The 19,817-nt window shown below is 62.5% G+C and carries 19 protein-coding genes; 16 read left to right on the forward strand and 3 right to left on the reverse strand.

Annotation, left to right across the window (positions count from 1 at the left end; translation table 11 throughout):
* Positions 1-12 precede the first annotated feature (12 nt).
* Positions 13-462, reverse strand: a complete 450-nt coding sequence (locus tag ACLIRY_RS10155) for a hypothetical protein (protein WP_413205255.1) — start codon at positions 460-462, stop codon at positions 13-15.
* A 429-nt stretch (positions 463-891) separates the two neighbouring features.
* Between ACLIRY_RS10155 and ACLIRY_RS10160 the strand changes: the two genes are divergently transcribed.
* The 3 genes from ACLIRY_RS10160 (at position 892) to der (ending at position 4,647) form a co-directional block, all read left to right on the forward strand.
* The gene (locus ACLIRY_RS10160) at positions 892-1,653 is read left to right on the forward strand and encodes a tetratricopeptide repeat protein (RefSeq protein WP_413205256.1); all 762 of its coding nucleotides are present in this window, start codon (positions 892-894) and stop codon (positions 1,651-1,653) included.
* Positions 1,654-1,656: 3 nt separating this feature from the next.
* Positions 1,657-3,027 carry a PQQ-binding-like beta-propeller repeat protein gene (locus ACLIRY_RS10165; RefSeq protein ID WP_413205257.1) on the forward strand — a complete coding sequence of 457 codons (1,371 nt, stop codon included), beginning with the start codon at positions 1,657-1,659 and terminating at the stop codon, positions 3,025-3,027.
* Between the two features lie 87 nt (positions 3,028-3,114).
* Positions 3,115-4,647 carry a ribosome biogenesis GTPase Der gene (der, locus tag ACLIRY_RS10170; protein WP_413205258.1) on the forward strand — a complete coding sequence of 511 codons (1,533 nt, stop codon included), beginning with the start codon at positions 3,115-3,117 and terminating at the stop codon, positions 4,645-4,647.
* Between the two features lie 152 nt (positions 4,648-4,799).
* Here der and hrpB read toward each other — a convergent pair whose 3' ends face one another.
* Positions 4,800-7,322: an ATP-dependent helicase HrpB gene (hrpB, locus tag ACLIRY_RS10175; RefSeq protein WP_413205259.1), complete on the reverse strand. Its 2,523-nt coding sequence runs from the start codon at positions 7,320-7,322 to the stop codon at positions 4,800-4,802.
* An 83-nt stretch (positions 7,323-7,405) separates the two neighbouring features.
* Between hrpB and hspQ the strand changes: the two genes are divergently transcribed.
* The 13 genes from hspQ (at position 7,406) to ACLIRY_RS10240 (ending at position 17,962) form a co-directional block, all read left to right on the forward strand.
* Complete coding sequence (hspQ, locus tag ACLIRY_RS10180) at positions 7,406-7,735, forward strand: heat shock protein HspQ (RefSeq protein WP_413205260.1); 330 nt, start codon at positions 7,406-7,408, stop codon at positions 7,733-7,735.
* Between the two features lie 71 nt (positions 7,736-7,806).
* The gene (locus ACLIRY_RS10185) at positions 7,807-8,547 is read left to right on the forward strand and encodes an endonuclease/exonuclease/phosphatase family protein (RefSeq protein ID WP_413205261.1); all 741 of its coding nucleotides are present in this window, start codon (positions 7,807-7,809) and stop codon (positions 8,545-8,547) included.
* 168 nt (positions 8,548-8,715) lie between these two features.
* Positions 8,716-9,198 carry a peptide-methionine (S)-S-oxide reductase MsrA gene (gene msrA / locus ACLIRY_RS10190; protein ID WP_413205262.1) on the forward strand — a complete coding sequence of 161 codons (483 nt, stop codon included), beginning with the start codon at positions 8,716-8,718 and terminating at the stop codon, positions 9,196-9,198.
* Between the two features lie 109 nt (positions 9,199-9,307).
* Positions 9,308-9,811, forward strand: coding sequence for a transposase (locus ACLIRY_RS10195; RefSeq protein ID WP_413205263.1), 504 nt, complete (start codon positions 9,308-9,310; stop codon positions 9,809-9,811).
* Positions 9,812-10,217: 406 nt separating this feature from the next.
* Positions 10,218-11,453, forward strand: a complete 1,236-nt coding sequence (locus ACLIRY_RS10200; RefSeq protein ID WP_413205264.1) for an MFS transporter — start codon at positions 10,218-10,220, stop codon at positions 11,451-11,453.
* Between the two features lie 233 nt (positions 11,454-11,686).
* Positions 11,687-12,025, forward strand: coding sequence for a HesB/IscA family protein (locus tag ACLIRY_RS10205; protein WP_413205265.1), 339 nt, complete (start codon positions 11,687-11,689; stop codon positions 12,023-12,025).
* A gap of 60 nt (positions 12,026-12,085) precedes the next feature.
* Complete coding sequence (locus tag ACLIRY_RS10210; RefSeq protein ID WP_413205266.1) at positions 12,086-12,430, forward strand: NifU family protein; 345 nt, start codon at positions 12,086-12,088, stop codon at positions 12,428-12,430.
* A 101-nt stretch (positions 12,431-12,531) separates the two neighbouring features.
* Positions 12,532-13,713, forward strand: a complete 1,182-nt coding sequence (gene nifV, locus ACLIRY_RS10215; protein ID WP_413205267.1) for a homocitrate synthase — start codon at positions 12,532-12,534, stop codon at positions 13,711-13,713.
* Between the two features lie 50 nt (positions 13,714-13,763).
* On the forward strand, positions 13,764-14,111 hold the full coding sequence (gene nifW, locus ACLIRY_RS10220; RefSeq protein WP_413205268.1) for a nitrogenase-stabilizing/protective protein NifW: 348 nt from the start codon (positions 13,764-13,766) through the stop codon (positions 14,109-14,111).
* 286 nt (positions 14,112-14,397) lie between these two features.
* Positions 14,398-15,249, forward strand: a complete 852-nt coding sequence (locus ACLIRY_RS10225) for an electron transfer flavoprotein subunit beta/FixA family protein (protein ID WP_413205269.1) — start codon at positions 14,398-14,400, stop codon at positions 15,247-15,249.
* Between the two features lie 17 nt (positions 15,250-15,266).
* Positions 15,267-16,361 (forward strand): electron transfer flavoprotein subunit alpha/FixB family protein, encoded by a 1,095-nt coding sequence (locus tag ACLIRY_RS10230; RefSeq protein ID WP_413205270.1) that lies wholly within the window; start codon positions 15,267-15,269, stop codon positions 16,359-16,361.
* A gap of 12 nt (positions 16,362-16,373) precedes the next feature.
* Positions 16,374-17,681 carry an FAD-dependent oxidoreductase gene (locus ACLIRY_RS10235; RefSeq protein WP_413205271.1) on the forward strand — a complete coding sequence of 436 codons (1,308 nt, stop codon included), beginning with the start codon at positions 16,374-16,376 and terminating at the stop codon, positions 17,679-17,681.
* A complete protein-coding gene (locus ACLIRY_RS10240; RefSeq protein WP_413205272.1) occupies positions 17,678-17,962 on the forward strand; it encodes a ferredoxin family protein in 285 nt (94 codons plus the stop codon). Before ACLIRY_RS10235 ends, ACLIRY_RS10240 begins: the two co-directional genes overlap by 4 nt.
* An 813-nt stretch (positions 17,963-18,775) precedes the next feature.
* On the opposite strand, the gene ACLIRY_RS10245 is transcribed toward ACLIRY_RS10240, so the two are convergent.
* Complete coding sequence (locus tag ACLIRY_RS10245; RefSeq protein WP_413205349.1) at positions 18,776-19,702, reverse strand: AEC family transporter; 927 nt, start codon at positions 19,700-19,702, stop codon at positions 18,776-18,778.
* Between the last annotated feature and the right edge of the window lie 115 nt (positions 19,703-19,817).

Below are 19,817 nucleotides of genomic sequence, written 5' to 3' on the forward strand. Positions count from 1 at the left end.
CGGGGCGATGTCCTAGTTTTCCATCCGCTGGGTTCGTGCACCAACTTTGATCAGCGATGGCGCAACCTGTTGATTGCGCTGGTAGGGCTGGGGTTGGGCGTAACAGGTGATGTCTCCCAAGGTGCGATAGCAGTACAACCGGGTGTCGACGACCTGGTTGCTTGGGAGAACTTCCCGGCAATAATAGTTGCCTTCCAGGTAACGGATGGTGCTGCAATCCTTGCCGGACACCATGGAATAGGCATTGTCCACCATGGTCTTGCCGGTCAGGGACATGGTGGCGATTTCTGCGGCGATCAGGGGAGTGGGGAACCACTCGATGGCGCCGCTGGCTGTGAGAAGGGGGTTGGTCTCCATGCCGCAGCCGGACAGCAGACCCAAGGCTGTGCCGAGAATCGCCAAACGGGTTCGGGAGTGGACGGGGCGAGGGGGGGCGGTGCCTCTGGTTGTGTTGGTGGTCATCGGAGGCATCCTTTTCAATGCCGGGGCCATCTGAGCCGACCATTCTGGTCGAGCGGGGTCAAGGGCGGTTCAGGCTATTTTGATCTGATGGCGCCGTAGAGTCCAACCCCAGACGCAAATTTTACCCCAAAAAATCCTTACCAGGGGTTAAAAACCGTTAAGGATTTACCTTTCCTTTGATGGTGCCATCTTCCTGCCATGGACCCGAGCCATACGATTGCCAATCCTGTAGCCCCTGGCTATGGTGGCTCGCGTAAGAATGCCACTCTGTCCTGCTCCGATTTGCGTCCGGGCGGGTTATCCACAGACCCTCTTTCTGACATAGCGTCACTGGGGACCGTGGAGGAAGGGCGTTCTTTCAAGTCTTTCAAGAAGGTGATGGATCTTCGCCTGGTAACCTTTAGCCTGTTCAGACCGTAGGAGAGACGCGTGGCCCAGCCACCAACCGAGACCAATCCCCAAGAGGAAGCCCTGTTCCGCGAGGTCGATGAAGATCTGCGTCACGAGAAAATGGTCGCGTTCTGGAAACAGTACGGCGGCTTGGTCATCGGCGCTGCGATTCTGGTCGTGGCCATCGTCGCTGGCGCCCAGGGCTGGAAGGCCTATCAGGCGTCCGATCGCGAGGCGGCTGCGGCTCAGTACGAGGCCGCCCAGGACCTGGTCGCCAAGGGAGATACGCAGGGCGCTCTGGCGGCTCTGGAGGCCGTGGCCGAGAACGACTCCTCGGGCTACGCACCCCTGGCTTCTCTGAGCCGCGCTGCGATCCTGGCCCAGGATGGGAAAACCGAAGAGGCCGTGACTGCCTATAAGAGTGTTGCCAGCGACGACAGGGTTGACCCCGTGTTTCGCGATGCCGCGCGGGTTCTGGCCGTGATGCGGGGTATGGATGTCCTGGATCCTGCGGACGTGGATAGCCTTTTGGAGCCTGCGCGGGCAGGAACTGGCCCTTGGCGTGCTCTGGCCGAGGAACTGGCTGCGATGTCAACTCTGAAGCGGGGTGATAAAGACGAGGCCGTGGCTTTGTTGCGTGGCTTGGCCAATGACCCCCAGGGGCCGGGGGATTCCCGGAGACGGGCCGTTCAGATCCTGGCCGCCCTGGGCGAGTCCCCCACGGACCCGACATCGACGCCGACACCGACTTCAGAGACAGGACCGGATGCGGCAACGACCGGGCAAGGCGGAGAGGGTTGAGGCATGACGGGACCTGTGACGGTGGGGATGCGCTCTGGCGGTCGGCGGTTGGTTATCGCCGCTTTGGGGCTGGGGGCGGTTCTGGCACTGGGTGGCTGTGGATCAGACAGTTGGTTCGGTGGGGACGATCCACCGCCCTTGCCCGGTGAACGGGATGCGGTCCTCGGTCAGGAGCGCGGTCTCGCCCAAGCGACCCGTGACCAGGAAGAGGTCGTCCTGCCCGCCCCCGAACCCAATGCCGATTGGCCCCAGAGCGGTGGCTATTCCCACCACGCGATGCAGCACATGGTGGTCGGCGATACTCTGCAACGGGTCTGGCGGGTCAACATCGGGGCCGGTGGGTCTTCGCGCGATCGGCTGCTGAATGGGCCAGTGGTGGCCGATGGTCGCATTTTCACCATCGACCGGAAAGCCACAGTCCGGGCGTTTAATGCGGAGACCGGGGAGCGCCTCTGGTCCGTGGACCTGCCCGATTCGGATGAGGACGAGGATGACGGCGCCCTGTTGGGCGGCGGTGTGGCTTTTGATCGGGGGCGGGTCTTTGCCACAACCGGTTTCGCCAAGGTCGTTGCCCTGCGGGCCGATACGGGGCAGGAACTCTGGCGGGTTCCGGTGGATGCTCCGATACGCGCTGCCCCTGCGGTCAATTCTGGGCGGGTGATTGTTCAGACGGTGGATAACCAGACCATCGCGTTGGCCGCCATCGATGGCCACGCCCTGTGGTCCCATTCGGGCTCTCCGGAAACGGCCAGCCTGTTGGGCGCGCCGACGGCGGCTGTCGACCAGGGAATCGTCGTGGTACCCTATTCCTCGGGCGAGCTTTTTGCCTTGCGTCTGGAAAGCGGGGCCGAAGTCTGGACCGATTCCGTGACAGCGGCCCGGCGGACCGATGCCGTGGGCACTCTGCAGGACATTCGGGCCAATCCGGTCATTGATGGTAACCGGTTGTTCGTTATCGGCAACAGTGGCCTGATGGCGGGTATGGACCTGCGTTCGGGCGGTCGTGCCTGGATCCTGCGGGTGGCAGGAACCCAGCAACCCTGGTTGGCGGGGAATGTCCTGTTCTTGGTCAGCGAGGAAGCGGAACTTGCCGCGATCAACGCCACCACAGGCGGCGTCCTTTGGACAACACCCCTGCCGCGCTGGGAGAATCCGCAAGACCTGTCGGACCCCATCGTCTGGACCGGGCCTGTTCTTGCGTCCGACCGGCTGATCGTGGGATCCTCCGACGGATACGCCTATGCGGTCTCCCCCTATACGGGGAAGGTTCTGGGGCGTATTGAACTGCCCGATCCCATGGCGTCGGCTCCGGTCGTGGCCAATGGGACCATCTATTTTCTGACCACCAACGGGGATCTTGTGGCGTACCGCTAATCGCTGCTTCCTATCGGTGTAACCCCCAATCCTGGGCGGCGGACGATGATCCGCCGCCCTCGGCTGTTTTTGAATTGAGAAAATCGCATGCTGACCGTCGCCATCATTGGACGTCCCAACGTGGGCAAGTCCACCCTGTTCAACCGCCTGGTGGGGCGGCGTTTGGCCATCGTCCATGACATGCCCGGGGTGACCCGGGACCGGCGCGAAGGCAAGGGCACAATCGCCGATATGACCTTCCGGGTGGTGGATACCGCCGGACTGGAAGACGCCGGGCCGGAGATGTTGGAAGGCCGGATGCGACAACAGACCAACCGGGCGCTCGGCGAGGCCGACGTGGCCCTGATGCTCATCGACTCCCGGGCCGGGGTGACACCCCTTGATGCCCATTTCGCCGATCTGCTGCGCAAGGCACCCATTCCCGTCATCCTGGTGGCCAATAAATGCGAGGGGGGGGCCGGCAAGCCTGGACTTTACGAAGCCTATGGTCTGGGATTGGGAACACCGGTTCCCCTGTCCGCCGAACATGGGGAGGGGTTGGCCCTGCTCTATGAGGCCCTGTTGCCCCATTACGACGCCCATATGGCTGAAGAAGCCAAGCAGGAGGCCGATGCCGCCCGCGCCCAATTTCTGGCCGAACAGGCCGAGGCGGAGGTCCGCGCCCAAACGAAGGCCTCCGCATTGGCGGATGCCGATATCGACGCGTTGGAGCCCGATGAGGACTTCGATCTCGAGGCCTTTGTTGCCGCAGGTGACGACGACGAAGAGGACTATGCCGTCGAGGCCGTGGATCCCCGGGGCGAGCGGCCCATCCAGTTGGCCATTATCGGACGTCCCAATACCGGCAAGTCGACCCTGATCAACCGCCTTTTGGGTGAGGAACGGGTGATGACCGGACCCGAGGCCGGGGTGACCCGAGATGCCATCGAGGTGGATTGGGAGTGGGGAGGGCGCCGCTTCCGTCTGGTGGATACCGCAGGCATGCGCCGCAAGGCCCGGGTGGAAAACAGCCTGGAAAAGCTGATGGTCGCCGATAGCCTCAATGCCATTCGGTTGGCTGAGGTCTGTGTGTTGATGCTGGATGCCAATATGGTCCTGGACAAGCAGGACCTGACCATCGCCCGCCTCGTGATTGAGGAAGGCCGCGCCCTGGTTATTGCCCTGAACAAATGGGATGTCTGCGAAGATCGGAAGGCGGCCCTTCAGCGCCTGTCCGACCGTTTGCAGACCTCGCTCGCCCAGGTGCGGGGCATTCCCACCGTGACCATTTCCGCCCTGGAAGGGAAGGGGATGGACCGGTTGATGGAAAGCGTTCTGACGGTTCATGGCAAGTGGAACAGACGGGTTGCCACCAGCCGTCTCAATCGCTGGCTCCAGGCCATGGTGGAACGTCATCCGCCCCCCATGGGCAAGCATGGCCGCCGCTTGCGGATTCGCTTTGCCACCCAGGCCAAAATCCGGCCGCCGACATTCGCCCTGTTCATGACTCGGCCCGATGATTTGCCCGAGTCCTATCGGCGTTACCTGATTTCCGGCCTTCGGGAAGACTTTGACATGGATGGGACACCCATTCGCTTGCTGTTCCGCGCGACCAAGAATCCCTACGCCAACCGGTCCTGATCAGACCCGTTCCGATCCTATTCCCCGGAAAAAAAGGGGGGGGTGGGGGCATTTGCCCCCAAATGGGCTTGGGCAATCGCCCAAAAGGACGAGAGACTGTCGTGTATCCGGACGGAAAGCCGGTGCCTACCTGTCCTCATCCCGCTCCAGGGTTATTTTCCCCTGGGTTTGGTCCGGTTGGTGGCGTCGGCGAGGGTCGGATCCTCTGGCCAGGGGTGTTTGGGGTAGCGGCCCCTCATATCCTTGCGGACTTCGGCGTATGAGGTTTTCCAGAAACCCGCCAGGTCTCTGGTCACTTGAAGGGGGCGTCCTGCGGGTGACAGCAGGTGGATGAGCACTGGACGCGTTCCCCGGGCGACCTTGGGCGTTTCGGTCAGGCCGAAGAGCTGTTGCACCCGGGCGGCGAGAACGGGGCCATCCTCAGCCCCATAATCCAGGGGGGCGGATTGACCGCTGGGCACGGGCAGATGAGTGGGAGCGAGGGTGTCGAGTTCCCCCATGCGCTGCCAGCCGATCCGGCTTTTCAGGGCTCCGGTCAAATCGATGCGCGTGAAATGGCTTCGTCTGGTGATGCCCGACAGATAGGGATCCAGCCAATCGGCGAGGGTGTCGAGCAGGGCCCTGTCGGACAGGTCGGGCCAGTCCTCATCGGGCAAGGCATGGTGCAGGAAGGTCACCCGCTCGCGCAGGCGGTCGGTTTCCTTGGACCAGGGCAGGACTTGCAGGCCCAAGCGGCGGATGCCCTCGCGGACGGCGGGAACCGCCCGGGCCGTCCAATCCCCCGGGGGCAGGTCGCGGCTTTCCAGGACCAGGGCGCCCAGACGCCGTTCCAGACGGGCGGTCAGGGTCTCGGTCCGGGGATCCCAGGAAATGGCCTCTTGAGGGGTGAGGCTCCCCTGGAACAGGCTGTCCAGGTCGGCGCGGTCTATGGGTGCGGCCAGCCGGATCCGCCCCTCGGTTCCCGCGCCATCCATTTCGGCGACGACCAGGAAGGGAGAGGAGGCCAGGGGATCGGTGGGGTCGAGTTGGGCGCCCCGGCCATTGGCCAACAAATAGCGGGCATGAGATCCGCTTCGGGCCTGGGCCACCCGGTCCGGATAGGCCCGGGCGAGCAGTCGGCCTGTGTCCCTGGGCGACAGGGAGCCGCCGGAGGGGGCGCGGCGGATGCGGGTGAGTTGATCAATGGCGTCGCGGATCCGGTGGAACCCGCCTGTGTCGATCTCCGGCCCGGGGCGCCGTCCCAGGGCGAAGATCTCCACCCGGGACCGCAGGTCGGCGTCCCGTCGGCCACCCTTCAGGATATCCCGCTCCTCCAGCAAAGCCGCGAGGGTCCGGGCCAAGGCCGCAGCCTCGGTGCCGTCTTCTTCTGCAGCCAGGACCATATGGGCGAGGCGGGGATGCAGGGGCAGGGCAGCCATGGCCCGACCATGGGCGGTAATCCCGCCCTGTCCATCAAGGGCGCCGAGCCCGGTCAGGAGTTCCCGCGCTTGGGCCAGGGGGCCGAGAGGCGGTGGCGAGAGCCAGGAGAGCTCTCCGGCGTCCCGCGTGCCCCAGACGGCCAGATCCAGGGCCAGGGGGGCTAGATCCGCAGCGAGAATCTCCGGCGTTTCATGGGGAGGGAGCGCCCGGTGTTCCGGTTCCGGCCAAAGGCGCAGGCAGAGACCAGGCTCCAACCGTCCGGCGCGGCCCCGCCGTTGTTCGGCCCCGGCCTGGGAGACCCGGATCGTTTCCAGCCGCCCCAGGCCCGTGTTGGGATCGAAGCGGGGCGTGCGACGCAGGCCCGCATCGACCACGACACGCACCCCCTCAATGGTCAGGCTGGTCTCGGCGATATCCGTGGCCAGGACCACCTTGCGCTGCCCGGGGGGGCAGGGGGAGATGGCGGCATCCTGCTCCGCTGGGGGCAGGGCGCCGAACAGGGGGCGAATGATCACATCCTTGGGCAGGCGACCGGATAGGGCCGATTGGGTGGCACGGATCTCCCGCTCGCCGGGAAGGAAGGCGAGCAGGCTGCCGCTTTCCTCTGCCAGGACGGCGCCGATGGTGCGGGCCATGGCCTCGGGGAGCGCGCGTTGTTCGGGCCGAGGGAGGTGGCGAACCGCAACGGGGAAGGCTCGGCCCGGGCTGTCCACCACCGGTGCGTCATCGAGAAGGGCGGAAACCGCCGCAGCGTCCAGGGTGGCGGACATGACCAGAAGGCGCAAGTCCGGGCGGAGGGCGCCTTGGACCTCACGCAACAGGGCCAGGGCCAAATCGGTGTTCAGGCTCCGCTCATGGAATTCATCGAGGATGACACAGCCCACGCCCGCCAACTCCGGATCCCCTTGCAGACGGCGGGTGAGAATGCCCTCGGTTACCACCTCTACCAGAGTGCGGGCGGAGATCTTGCTGTCCTGGCGCACGCGATAGCCGAAGAGATCGCCCACGGCCTCGCCCCGTTCGGCGGCCATGCGCCGCGCGGCGGCCCGGGCGGCCAAGCGCCGGGGTTCAAGCATCAGGATCCGCTGCCCCTTCAGCCAGGGCTCGTCCAGCAGGGCTGGAGGCACCCGCGTGGTCTTGCCCGCCCCGGGTGCGGCCACCAGGACGCAGCAGGACCTGTCTGCCAGGGCTGTCCGCAGATTGGGCAGGGCACGATCGATGGGAAGAGGGGGTAAGTTCGGGAAATCGACCATCATGGCCTTGCCTTCGCGCCGATGGCGGCGCAAAATTCACCTTTGTTGGGTTTTATCGGATTCTTTTTCAAGGGTATGGGCGTTCCATGGGCATAAGATTGGCGAAATATCGGATCGGGCAGGTGGTGCGTCACCGGATTCATCCGTTCCGTGGCGTTATTTTTGACGTCGATCCGGTGTTCGATAACACCGACGAATGGTACGAATCCATTCCCGAGGGCATGCGTCCGACCAAAGACCAACCCTTCTATCATTTATTGGCAGAAAACGAAGAAACCACCTACACGGCCTATGTCTCGGAACAAAATTTGGTGGCCGAAGACGATCCCAAACCCATCAAACATCCGGAGGTCACCTCCCTGTTTGAGGCCCTGAAGGAAGGGTTTTACGTTCCGCGTGATCGCCGGGCCCATTGATTCGGTCTCTCGGGCATTGATTGGGCGTGGATGATTGGGCGGGGATCCATTTGGCGGGTGCCTTAAACATCATGGGCAGCACGGAACCCGAGGAGAACAGGGACCCCAAGCGGCTGTCTCTGGCGACCTACAACATTCATTCCTGCCTGGGAACCGACGGAAAATTTCGGCCAGACCGGATTGTTCGGGTTCTTCAATCCCTTGATGTGGATGTACTGGGCCTGCAGGAGGTGGGGTGGGCCCTACGCGGGCGGGTGGGATTTGACCAATTTGCCTTCCTGGAGCGGGAAACGGGTTTAACAGTTTTGCCCGGTCTGGTCCGCCACCATGCGGATGCCCATTTCGGCAATGCCATCCTGACGCGCCATCCTGTGGAAGCAGCCGAGGGGTTCGATCTGGGATTGCCATACCATTCCCCCCGGGGTGGCGTTGAGGCGAGGCTGCTGGTGGGCGGACGGCTTGCCCGAGTGATTAATGTCCATTTGGGACTGAACCCCGTGGAGCGACGGCTGCAGATCCAGCGGCTTCTGTACCGGTTGGCCGAAGAGCCGGATTTGCCCACTTTGTTGTGTGGCGATATGAACCATTGGCGGCGCACCAGCTATTCCATGGGCCGCCTGCGCGTCTTGCTGCCCGAAGGGGTGGTTGGACGCACCTATCCCTCCGGTCTGCCGACCTTGATGTTCGACCGGATTCTCGGTTCCACCCACCTGTCCTTGGAATCCCACCGGGTGGTCCTGACTGACGGCACGCGGGTGGCCAGCGACCATTTGCCCTTGGAGGCGCATTTCTCCTTTCGCGCCAGTCCCTGAGCTGGTCGCGCCCGTCCCTGAGCTGGGGCTTGGTTTTGCCAGCCTCTTTCGCCGAGAGGGTGGGGACCCCATCTTCTGACCAGTGGACCGACGCCATCACAAGAGTTATCGGTCGGTGCACAAGGTTTTCGTTTATGCATCCGATCACCGAAGGAAAGGAACCGGGCCATGGCCGTTGCCGTTTTCGCTGCAGGCTGCTTTTGGGGCGTGGAAGAAACGTTCCGCCAGTTGGAGGGGGTGACAGATACCGCCGTGGGGTATACCGGAGGGCACCGCGCCGACCCGACCTATAAGGAGGTCTGCCGCGGAGATACAGGTCATTCCGAAGCGGTGCGGATCGAGTTCGACCCGGAGCGGATTTCCTATGACCAATTGCTGGAAGTCTTTTGGGCCTGCCATAACCCCACCCAGTTGAACCGCCAGGGGCCGGATGTCGGGCACCAGTACCGGTCGGCCATCTATCCCCAGGACGACGGTCAGGAGGCCCAGGCCAAGGCCTCTTTGGCCCGGGAGGACGCTTCGGGTCGTCACCCTGCTCCCATTGCCACGGTTCTTGAACCGGCTGCGACATTCTGGATGGCCGAGGACTATCATCAGCACTATGTGGCCAAACAGAAGGCGAAATACGGCTTTGCTCCCGCCTGTCATTGACCTTCTCATATTTTTGGCCGAAAGGCCCTAGACCCCAGGCTGTTATTTTTAAAAGAAAAATGGGGGTTTGGGGGCATCGCCCACACTACACGACAGGGCGCATTTTAGTGTGGCGGTGGATGGTGAGATCGATTCTCCTCTGGGTGGAAAAACTGCCCATAGGAGCATCCGAACCCGGCTGCCCGAGCGGCAAGGGCACCCCGCTCTGGACCTTCACTTTTCCGCCAAGCGGATCAGGGGAAGCGAGGGGATCATCATTATTGCCAGCACCGAACCCGGCCTTGGGCCGCTTAAGCTCTATCGAAAACGATGGGCCATCGAATGTTTGTTCGGCGACACCAAAACGCGCGTTTTGAACCTGGAGGACACCAGACTGACAATCTCCTCAAGGTTGTCCCTGCTGATGGCCCTCGTGACCCTGGCCATCGCCAGGGCCTGTCGCACGGCATCCGATATCATGGTGCGCGCCGCACCGCCCCGAAAAGCACATGGATATTACGCCAAGTCCTGGTTCCGCGTCGGACTCGACGAACTGAGACGATGCATGAGAACCGATCACAACACGGCAACCGCTCCCCTCATCAAAGCCCTCAAATCAAGGAGAGTCGTGTAGTGTGGGCATCGCCCCCAAATGGGCTTGGGCTATCGCCCAAAAAAAGACGAGACACTGTTGTGTACTGTGCCGTTATACCAAGCGGCGCGGGTTGAAACCCAGGCCGCTTTTCTTGCGTTCAAACGCCAGGCGGGCTTTTACGCGCCATAAGGCGCGGCGGCCACTTGGCCGCTTCCAAGGTGCGGTGAGGCAAACTCACCGCACCTTGGTATTAAGCACCAAACCCCAACGATTCTCTTGCGGAATGGTGCCCTAGGCCCCATCTCCGACACCGGGTGGCGTCCTCCTTTTCTGATCCGATGGCCCCAGTATGTCCGCCCCATAAAAAGAGCGGTCTTTTGTTTTTTGGATAGCAAGCTATGAAAATTCTCACCCTTTGCTTTCTTCGCTCCGTGGATATGGTCCAATGACGGGACCCAGACTTGCGGAAGGGGGCGCGGCGCAGATGGGCTGGCTTACCTTCCTTTTGGCCCTGTCCTGTGGGCTTATCGCGGGAAACCTCTATTACACCCAGCCCTTGGTGGGGTCCATTGCCAGGGATCTCGCGCTGACGCCGGAAGCCCAAGGGTTGATCGTCACCCTCGGCCAAGTGGGATATGTCCTGGGCTTGCTGTTGATCGTGCCTCTGACGGATCGAGTGGAAAACCGGCGGTTGGTCGTGAGCCTGCTTGTCCTGGCCGCTGCCGGTCTGGTGGGAGTGGCTCTGGCGCCGAATGGGGGGCTTTTCCTGCTGGCCATGTTCGCGGTTGGATTGGGATCCGTCGCCATCCAGGTTCTGGTGCCTTTCGCGGCCCATCTGGCGCCCGAGGCCATTCGTGGCCGGGTGGTGGGCAATGTCATGAGCGGGCTGATGCTTGGCATCATGGCCTCCCGTCCGCTCTCCAGTTTCATTGCCAATCTGTTGTCCTGGCATGCGGTTTTCTTCTTGTCTGCTGGGGCCATGGCGATCCTGCTTGTGGTTCACAGCGTTCTGCTTCCCCGCCGGGACCCCAATCCCAAGCCCCGTTATGGTGATCTGATGCTCTCCATGGTCGGCTTGGTTCTGACCATGCCCGACTTGCGGCGTCGGGCGATTTCCCACGCGGGGCTCTTCGCGTCCTTCAGCCTGTTCTGGACGACGGCGCCGCTCTACCTGTCCGGACCTGCCTTCAACCTGTCCCTTGCGGGGATCGGTTGGGTCTCCCTGGCCGGGGTGGCGGGTGCTGTGGCGGCGCCCATCGCCGGGCGGATCGCGGATCGGGGCTGGGGCTTCCCGGCCAGTATAACCGCCATGTGCATGGTTGGCCTGTCCTTCCCCATGACGTTCTTGGGCCCCATGACGGGCTTTGGGGAGACGGGGTCCACTTTCGCGCTGGGATTGGTGGTGGCTGCGGCCATTCTGGTCGACTTCGGCGTGACCATGAATCTGGTGGTCAACCAGCGGGTCATCTTCTCCCAGGCGCCGGAGATCCGGGGGCGTTTGAATGGCCTTTATATGGCGATTTTCTTTATGGGCGGTGCCTTGGGGTCTGCTTTGGGTGGTTGGGCCTTTGCCCTCGGGGGCTGGAAAGGCGCGAGCCTTGCCGGTTTCCTCTTTCCCGCCCTGTCCCTGGGGATCTTCCTGTGGGGGGGCATCCGCCTCGCCCGCTCTCACAAGGGGTAGAGACGGGGGCGGGGCGGTTTGTGATTGATCAGGTGACAACGAGGGGGGCTATGCCCCCCTTTTCCATGTCGGCTTTGCGACAAAAGGCGGGAAGGGGTGGGTTTGTCGGAAATCCTCCAGCCCCGACGAGCTGGGAAATTGTTGTAAATCAATAGAGTGTCGCTTGGCATGATCTTTGCTTTTCAATAGGCGCACACCCCTTGTTGCCTGTTCCATGAAGGAGGGTCCCCCCGATGATGAATGTGACTGAATCCGCTGCCGCCGCCGTCCGCAAGGTCGTTTCCGGCTCCGCCGAGAAGGCCGAGGGGCTGCGGATCATGGTGCAATCCGGTGGCTGTGCCGGTGTTGTCTATCGCATGGGCCTGGAGGCTGCCCCCAAGGACGGCGACCATGTGATCAATATTGGCGAGGATGTGAAAGTTTTCGTGGACGCCGATAGCCAGCCCCTGCTGAACGGCACGGTCCTGGATTTCAAGGAAAGCGTTGGGGGGGCCGGTTTCGTGTTCGAGAATCCGAATGCAACGGAAAGCTGCTCCTGCGGTAAGTCCTTTTCCGCCCCGGGGTCTTGCTGAGGCGTCGGCGCTTCTGTCCCCGCGAACCCTATTCGAAGACGAGCAAAGGAAGCCCCCGTCATGTCCCAGGAAGCCTTTGAAGCCAAGGTCCACGAGGTCATCGAGTCCACCATCCGCCCGCGCTTGCAGAAAGACAACGGTGATATCAGCGTCGTTCGGATTGAGGAGAACAAGGTCTTCGTGGACATGACCGGCGCCTGCGTCGGCTGCCAGTTGGCCAGTGTCACCCTGATGGGTGTCCAACAGAAGATCATGGAAGCCGTCGGTAAGCCGGTCCGGATTATTCCGGCTCACGCCGCCGACCATCAGTTGGCGGGCAAGTCAAAGTCCGCCGACCATCAGTTGGCGGGCAAGACGAAGCCAGTCAGGGCCTCTTCCATCGGGGCGTCCGCTGTTCCCGCCTGAGTCCATTCGGCATCGTTGACCCTGTCGGGGTTGGCATCGCCCATTCTTTTGCGCGTCCCTCCCCCAAAGGCGTGACGCGGACCTGGTAAGGAGAAACGGTCATGACCTTCGCGTCCGTGGTCGTTAACGATACCACCTTGCGTGACGGCGAGCAGACCGCCGGCGTCACCTTTACGCTGGCAGAAAAACTCGCCATCGCCGGAGCCCTGGAACATGCCGGGGTGCCCGAGGTGGAAGTGGGGATCCCCGCCATGGGACCCGAAGAGCAGGAGAGCATCCGCGCCGTCGCGGCACTGCTTGACACCACCCGGGCGATTGTTTGGTGCCGCATGCACCTGGATGATATCGAAGCGGCCACCCATTGCGGCGTCGATATGATCAACCTGTCCATTCCCATTTCGGACCAGCAGATCGAGCGGAAGATCGGTCGGGATCGGGATTGGGTGCTCGCCCATATCGAAACCATGGTCAAGACCGCCCTGGAGAAGGGGCTGGAGGTGGCGCTTGGTGGCGAGGATTCCAGCCGTGCCGATCCGGAGTTCCTGCTGCGGGTCCTCGAGCAAGCGGAGAAGGCCGGTGCCCGGCGCTTCCGCTTCGCCGATACCCTGGGCATCATGGATCCCTTCACCACCCAATCCCTCTTCAAGCGCATGCGCACCAACAGCGGTCTGGAGCTGGAAATCCACGCCCATGATGATTTGGGACTGGCCACGGCCAACTCCCTGGGCGCGGTCCTTGGCGGGGCCACCCATGTTTCCACCACCGTCAATGGCCTCGGTGAGCGCGCCGGGAATGCGCCGCTGGAGGAAGTGGTGATGGCTTGCCGCAACATTTACGACCGCCACACGGGGGTCGACCCAAGGGCTCTGACCATGGTGTCCCGCCTTGTCGCCGATGCCTCGGGTCGGCCGGTGCCGGTCAACAAGCCGATTGTCGGCGCGGGGATCTTCACCCATGAATCCGGGATCCATGTGAGTGGTTTGCTCCGTGATCCCAAGAACTACGAGGCCTTGTCCCCGGCTGACTTGGGGCGCAGTCACCAACTGGTTCTGGGTAAGCATTCCGGTGTTGCCGGTGTCTTGCACGCCTGTAACGCGCTGGGTTTGTCCCCTGGCGAGGCCCAGGCCCGGGCCATGCTCGCCCGGGTGCGGCGCCATGTTGGAGAGACCAAGGCGGTTCCCTCGGACGGCGACATCAAGCGCTTTTACGTGGAAACCCTGTCCGTGGCCGAGGCCGTAGAAAATATGGATTTCAGTCGCCCTCACCACCGGGCTGCGAGCTGATCCCACTCCCGACCTGACCCGATCCGACCAGACAAGAGAGGATATCCCCCATGGGCACATTTATGCGTGAGTTGAAGTCCCTGTCCGATGCCGAAGAGTTCTTTGACTTCCTGGATATCGAATACGACGAGCATCTGGTGGATGTGAACCGTCTGCATATCCTCAAGAAGTACCAGACCTACCTGGAACAGACCGAGGTGGATGAGACCAACGACGACGCCCTGCGCTCCGCCCATCGGGCCTGTTTGGCTCGTGCCCACATGGATTTCACCACGACCGATGCCCGGACTGAAAAGCTATTCAAGGTTTTCAAGGAAGAGCAGGGGAAGGCTTTCGTCGGCTTGGATGCGATTGAGCCGTTAGGGGGAGAGCCCGTCGGATCCTCGGCCGAAGCCTGAGGGATTTGCGACAGGGAATTGTCGGGTCTGTTTGTCGGGTAGAGGACATAAACGACAGAAGTGTTGGTCCGAAATCCAGAAAAACCGTCTATTTTTCAAGTTCTTAGTTTTGGCATTGTTTTTGCTAAGTTGGAGCATGGGTCACAGGGGCAAGCCCCGGGTTTCGTCGGTAAGCCGACAGGTCACAAACGACCCATAACGCCGAAACGACCAGGACTTCAGCGGGGCACACCCCGCACCGGAAACAGTCGGGCCTCCGGGGCCCTCGCGATGGAGGAGACGATATATGCATATCGTTGTTTGCATTAAACAGGTTCCAGACAGCGCGCAGATCCGGGTGCATCCGGTGACCAACACCATCATGCGCCAGGGCGTGCCGACGATCATTAACCCCTACGACCTCGTCGTGCTGGAGGAGGCCTTGCGCCTGCGGGACCAGTTTGGCGGCAAGGTCACGGTCCTGACCATGGGGCCGCCCATGGCCGATGAGAGCCTCCGCAAGGCTTTGGCCTGTGGCGCCGACGCTGCGGTCCTGCTGACCGACCGCTTCTTCGCCGGGTCCGATACCTTGGCCACCTCCTTTGCGCTTTCGACGGCGATCAAGAAGATCGACGCCGAGGAGCCGGTGGACATCGTCTTTGCCGGGAAGCAGACCATCGACGGCGACACGGCCCAGGTCGGCCCAGGCATTGCCAAGCGCATGGGGCTGAATCAGTTGACCTATGTGTCGGCGATCCGCTCCCTGGATTTGGGGTCTCGCTCCATCGTTGTGGAGCGCCGGGCCGAGGGGGGCACCCAGGTGCTGACCACCGGGTTGCCCTGCCTGATCACCATGTTGGAAGGCTCCAATGTCCTGCGTCGCGGTTCCATGCCTGACATGTTCCGGGCTGCCCGGGCCGAGATCACCACCTGGAACGCCGAACAGGCCGGGGTGGAGGATATCACCAAATGCGGCCTGCGCGGCTCGCCGACGGTGGTGAAGAAGGTCTTCGCTCCGAAGCCCCGCAATGAGAAAGCCGTCCTGGTGGAAACCGAGGGCAAATCCGACGCCGAGATCGCGCAAGCCGCCATCGACGCCCTGTTCACTGCCAATCCCAAACTCGAGGCCGAAATCCCCGAGTTGGTTCTGGCCTCCTGAGAGAAAGGGAGCGAGAGATGACGGACGCCAAGAAACCCGCCCCCCAGGCCAGCCGGGCCAGTGCCAAGAAGGAACTGCCCGAGCACTTCAAAAGCTACAAACACGTTTGGGTGCTTGTGGAGTTGGAGCGGGGCCAGGTGCATCCCGTGTCCTGGGAACTGCTGGGCGAGGGCCGCAAGCTGGCCGATAAGCTGGAGGTCGATCTCTGCGCCGTGGTCATGGGAGCCCCCGATGGCGGTGTCGAGCGAGCCACCCAGGACTCCTTCGAGTATGGCGCGGACGTGGTCTATACCGTGATTGACCCGCTGTTGGCCGATTACCGCAATGAGTCTTTCACCAAGGCGATGACCGATTTGGTGAACCGCTATCAGCCGGAAGTCCTGTTGATGGGCGCCACCAATCTGGGTCGCGATCTGGCGGGCTCCGTGGCCACCACCCTGAAAACGGGTTTGACGGCGGATTCCACGGAACTGGCCATCGATGATGACCGGTCCTTGGCGGCCACCCGGCCGACCTTTGGCGGCACCCTGCTCTGCACGATTTACACCCTGAACTATCGGCCGCAGATGGCGACAGTGCGCCCCCGGGTGATGGCCATGCCCGACCGGGTTCCCGGTCGAACCGGCAAGGTGGTGGACTTCAAACTTGTGCTGGAAGAGACGGACATCATCACCAAGGTGTTGGAGTTTATTCCCGATGCCGCCTCCGAGGACTCTCATCTGGCCTATGCCGACATTGTTGTCGCCGGTGGCCTGGGGTTGGGCAGCCCCGCCAACTTCCGTTTGGTTCAGGACCTGGCGGCGGTGCTGGGTGCCGAATATGGCGGCTCTCGCCCGCTGGTCCAGAAGGGGTGGATCACCGCTGACCGCCAAATCGGTCAGACCGGCAAGACCATCCGTCCCAAGTTGTATATCGCTGCCGGGATCTCCGGGGCCATTCAGCACCGGGTGGGCGTGGAGGGGGCCGATAGGATCCTCGCCATCAATACCGACCCCAACGCGCCGATCTTCGAATTTGCCCACCACGGGATTGTGGGCGATGCCACCAAAATTCTGCCCGCGCTGACCAAGGCCTTCGCCGAACGTCTGGCCGCCCGGCGCATGGCCAGCTAACAGGGAAAGGCAATGACAATGGCTGAACATTTCGATGTGATCATCGTCGGCGCGGGTATGGCGGGGAACGCTGCCTCCTATACGCTGGCCAAGGCGGGGCTGAACGTTCTGCAGATCGAGCGGGGGGAATATCCCGGCTCCAAGAACGTCCAGGGCGCCATTCTGTACGCCGATGCCGTGGAACGGATCATTCCCGATTTCCGCGAGGAAGCGCCGCTCGAGCGCCATGTGATCGAGCAGCGCATGTGGATGCTCGATGAGCGGTCCTACGTGGGCAGTCACTTCCGCTCGGAGAACTTCAACGAGGACAAGCCCAACCGCTACACCATCATCCGGGCGCAGTTTGACAAGTGGTTCAACCGGCAGGCCCGGGACGCGGGCGCCATGGTCATCTGCGAGACCACGGTGCTGGAGTTGATCCGCAACGACACCGGCAAGGTGATCGGCGTCCGGGTGGATCGGGACGAGGGAGAGGTCTTCGCCGACGTGGTCCTGATGGCCGACGGCGTGAATGCCCTGGTCGGGCAGCGCTCCGGCTTGCGGGAGGAGATCAATCCGGAACACGCCGCCCTGGCGGTGAAGGAAATGCACTTCCTGCCTCGGGATGTGATCAACGAACGCTTCAATATCCAGGACGATGAAGGGGTGGTGATTGAGGCTCTCGGAACCGTGACCTCGGGGATGCTGGGGACGGGCTTCCTCTATACCAATGGGGAAAGCATCGCGTTGGGGATCGGCTGTATCGTCTCCGACTTCGTGGAGAAAAAGGTTTCTCCGGCCCAATTGCTGGACACCTTCAAGGCCCATCCCTCCATCGCCCCCCTGATCAAGGGGTCGGAGGTCAAGGAATACGCCGCCCATTTGATCCCGGAAGGCGGCTACAAGGCGGTTCCCCAGTTATACGGGGATGGCTGGTTGATCGCCGGTGATGCGGCCCATTTCTTGAACGCCGCCCATCGTGAGGGGTCCAATCTGGCGCTGACCTCCGGTCGGTTGGCTGCGGAGACGATCATTACCCTGAAGGCCGAGGGAAAACCCATGACCGAGGCCAACCTGAAGCTCTATCGGAAAAAACTGGAAGAGAGCTTCGTCCTGAAGGACCTGAAAAAGTACAAGGACCTTCCCGATACCCTGTGGCGGAACAAGCAGTTCGTCACGACCTACCCGCGTTTGATGGCCAAGGCTGCGGAGAGTTTCTTCCGGGTCGATGGTGTCGACAAGCTGACCAAGGAAAAAGATATCGTGCGGAGCTTCCGCAAGGCCCGGGGTGTGCTCGGGCTCGTGGGCGACGCCGTCAAGGTAGCGAGGGCATGGCGATGAGCGAGAAAATCGAAGAGAAGCTGTTCCAGAACCGGTATCGGGTGGACGAAGGCACCTCCCACATCCGGGTGAACGCGGACAAGGTTCCCTCCGAGCAGTTGAAGGCGATGGTCAACATCTGCCCGGCGGGCTGCTACCAGGACACCGAGGACGGCAAGGTTGAAGTTGTCGCCGATGGCTGCATGGAATGCGGCACCTGCCGCATCGTCTGCCAGGAAACCGGCGAGGTGACATGGCAGTATCCCCGGGGCGGATACGGCGTTCTGTTCAAGTTTGGCTGATCGCCGCGACCCTTGCGGGTTCCGGTTCGGTTGGCCGGTCGGAACAGGCCGGTTTTGGGGGAAACGACTGTTCCGACATCTTTTTGGGAGTATGTGGCCTGCCCAATCCCAAGCGGAGATATCCGGCGAGGGAACGGGAAGCGTTAAACAGGGGACGTTGGGCAGGGTCTGACAGGCTTGACCTTTCCCGATGGGAGGGAACCGGTTCGGGGGATCCGGTTCCCTCATCTAAACACAGCGTGCCTTTCGAGGCGCGCGCGAGATCCCGCCTTCGGGTGGGGGGTGACGGGGAGGCTCGGTTCGGGGGAGCCGACCTCCCCAGTTCGCCCGGGCCCAGTTCGCCCGGGCCCAGTTCGCCCGGGCCCAGTTCGCCCAAGCTTGAGTTCCCATGCCTTCGGGCATGGCGGGAGGGAGGCGGTTCGGGGGAGCCCCTCCCTCCCACCCAAACAGATAGGGTTCCGCACCGGCTTCCGGTTTCACCGGTCTGGTTGCGCGAAGGGGGATCGGTTCGGGGGAGCCGGTCCCCTTTTCGCATTGGACATCCTAGATTAAACCACCCCGCTGTACACGACAGGGTATGTTTTCCCGTCACGGGGCTTTGCCCCGTCCCCCACTGGGGCCGAAAGGCCCCAGACCCCGGGCTTGAGGTGCTTGTCGATATAGTCCAGCACGCGTCGCATTCGGGCATGGTACCGGTCCGGGTCCGTTTTCGTCATTGCATCCTCCGTGACCCCCGTTTTTTAACCGGTCACTCTGCCGACCGCCTGACCCTTCTTGCTGAGTTGTGGCCTCTTCGGTCTGTATGCATCGCGCTTACCAGAGCCAGACGAGCAGGGAAAAACTGACGACTGCGAAGATCGTCGAAAGCAGCACCCCGGTCGAGGCCCGCGCCACCCGGACCCCATAGCGGCTGGCGAAGATATAGAGGTTCCCCGCAGAGGGAAGGGCGGCAACCAGGATAGCCGATCGGGTCCAAAGGGGGTCCCCACCGTACAGGGGCAGCATGATTGCGGCCATGACCAGCGGATAGGCCAAGAGCTTCATGGCCGCCATGGTTCCGGCCTCGCCCAGTCCCTCGGCCAGAGGGCGGCCATAGAGGGAGGCTCCAATGGAAAAGAGGGCGGTGGGACCCGCTGCCGCTCCCAGAAGCGAGAGGAAATTGTCGATCCCCAAGGGAAGGGGCAGGGACAGCAGGGAGGCCCCGATGCCGAGAAAAATGGCGATGACAATGGGGTTCAGGATGGAGCTCCGCCCCGCTCGCCAGATCCGCCGGATCAGGCCGACCCCGGCCTGATCGGTCCGCCCCAATTCCAAAACCGCCAGGACGAAGGGGACCAGAACCGTCACATCCAGGGTCAGCATCAAGACCATTGGGGTCAAGGAATCCTCCCCCAACAGGCCCGAGATCAGCGGCAGGCCCATGAAGCCCAGATTTCCCATGCTCGCGGCTAGGGCGTGGATCCCCATGCCCTGAAGATCCGCCTTGAAGACCAGACGCGCCACCAGCATGCTCAATCCCGCAGTCCCAAGCATGCCAAGGACATAGAGGCCCATGAAGGACCAATCGGCGATCTCGGCGATGGGACGACTGGCTGTAGAGCGGAACAGCAGGGCGGGCAGGGCGAAGGTGAAGACGAAAATCGTCATTCCCGCCACGGCGGCCTCGGGAAGGAGGGCAAGGCGACGGGAAAGCCAGCCGCAGCCGATGATGGCGAAGAAGGGAAGGGTGACGGACAGCACGGTAGACAAGGTGCGGATAACCTGACTGGAAGGGTGGGGCGGGGAGACAGCCCAGTATATGCCCCCGGTATACGCCTGAGGCCTCCCCGTCACCAAGGTCTATTCCGGTCGTGCT

It is taken from the genome of Rhodospirillum sp. A1_3_36, from assembly GCF_047263945.1.
Taxonomy (GTDB): Bacteria; Pseudomonadota; Alphaproteobacteria; order Rhodospirillales; family Rhodospirillaceae; genus Rhodospirillum.

Coding starts and splice junctions, on each gene's coding strand:
- ACLIRY_RS10155 (WP_413205255.1), bottom strand. CDS start 462: ATGACCACCAACACAACCAGAGGCACCGCCCCCCCTCGCCCCGTCCAC.
- ACLIRY_RS10165 (WP_413205257.1), top strand. CDS start 1,657: ATGACGGGACCTGTGACGGTGGGGATGCGCTCTGGCGGTCGGCGGTTG.
- der (WP_413205258.1), top strand. CDS start 3,115: ATGCTGACCGTCGCCATCATTGGACGTCCCAACGTGGGCAAGTCCACC.
- hrpB (WP_413205259.1), bottom strand. CDS start 7,322: ATGATGGTCGATTTCCCGAACTTACCCCCTCTTCCCATCGATCGTGCC.
- hspQ (WP_413205260.1), top strand. CDS start 7,406: ATGGGCATAAGATTGGCGAAATATCGGATCGGGCAGGTGGTGCGTCAC.
- ACLIRY_RS10185 (WP_413205261.1), top strand. CDS start 7,807: ATGGGCAGCACGGAACCCGAGGAGAACAGGGACCCCAAGCGGCTGTCT.
- msrA (WP_413205262.1), top strand. CDS start 8,716: ATGGCCGTTGCCGTTTTCGCTGCAGGCTGCTTTTGGGGCGTGGAAGAA.
- ACLIRY_RS10200 (WP_413205264.1), top strand. CDS start 10,218: ATGACGGGACCCAGACTTGCGGAAGGGGGCGCGGCGCAGATGGGCTGG.
- ACLIRY_RS10205 (WP_413205265.1), top strand. CDS start 11,687: ATGATGAATGTGACTGAATCCGCTGCCGCCGCCGTCCGCAAGGTCGTT.
- ACLIRY_RS10210 (WP_413205266.1), top strand. CDS start 12,086: ATGTCCCAGGAAGCCTTTGAAGCCAAGGTCCACGAGGTCATCGAGTCC.
- nifV (WP_413205267.1), top strand. CDS start 12,532: ATGACCTTCGCGTCCGTGGTCGTTAACGATACCACCTTGCGTGACGGC.
- nifW (WP_413205268.1), top strand. CDS start 13,764: ATGGGCACATTTATGCGTGAGTTGAAGTCCCTGTCCGATGCCGAAGAG.
- ACLIRY_RS10225 (WP_413205269.1), top strand. CDS start 14,398: ATGCATATCGTTGTTTGCATTAAACAGGTTCCAGACAGCGCGCAGATC.
- ACLIRY_RS10230 (WP_413205270.1), top strand. CDS start 15,267: ATGACGGACGCCAAGAAACCCGCCCCCCAGGCCAGCCGGGCCAGTGCC.
- ACLIRY_RS10235 (WP_413205271.1), top strand. CDS start 16,374: ATGACAATGGCTGAACATTTCGATGTGATCATCGTCGGCGCGGGTATG.
- ACLIRY_RS10240 (WP_413205272.1), top strand. CDS start 17,678: ATGAGCGAGAAAATCGAAGAGAAGCTGTTCCAGAACCGGTATCGGGTG.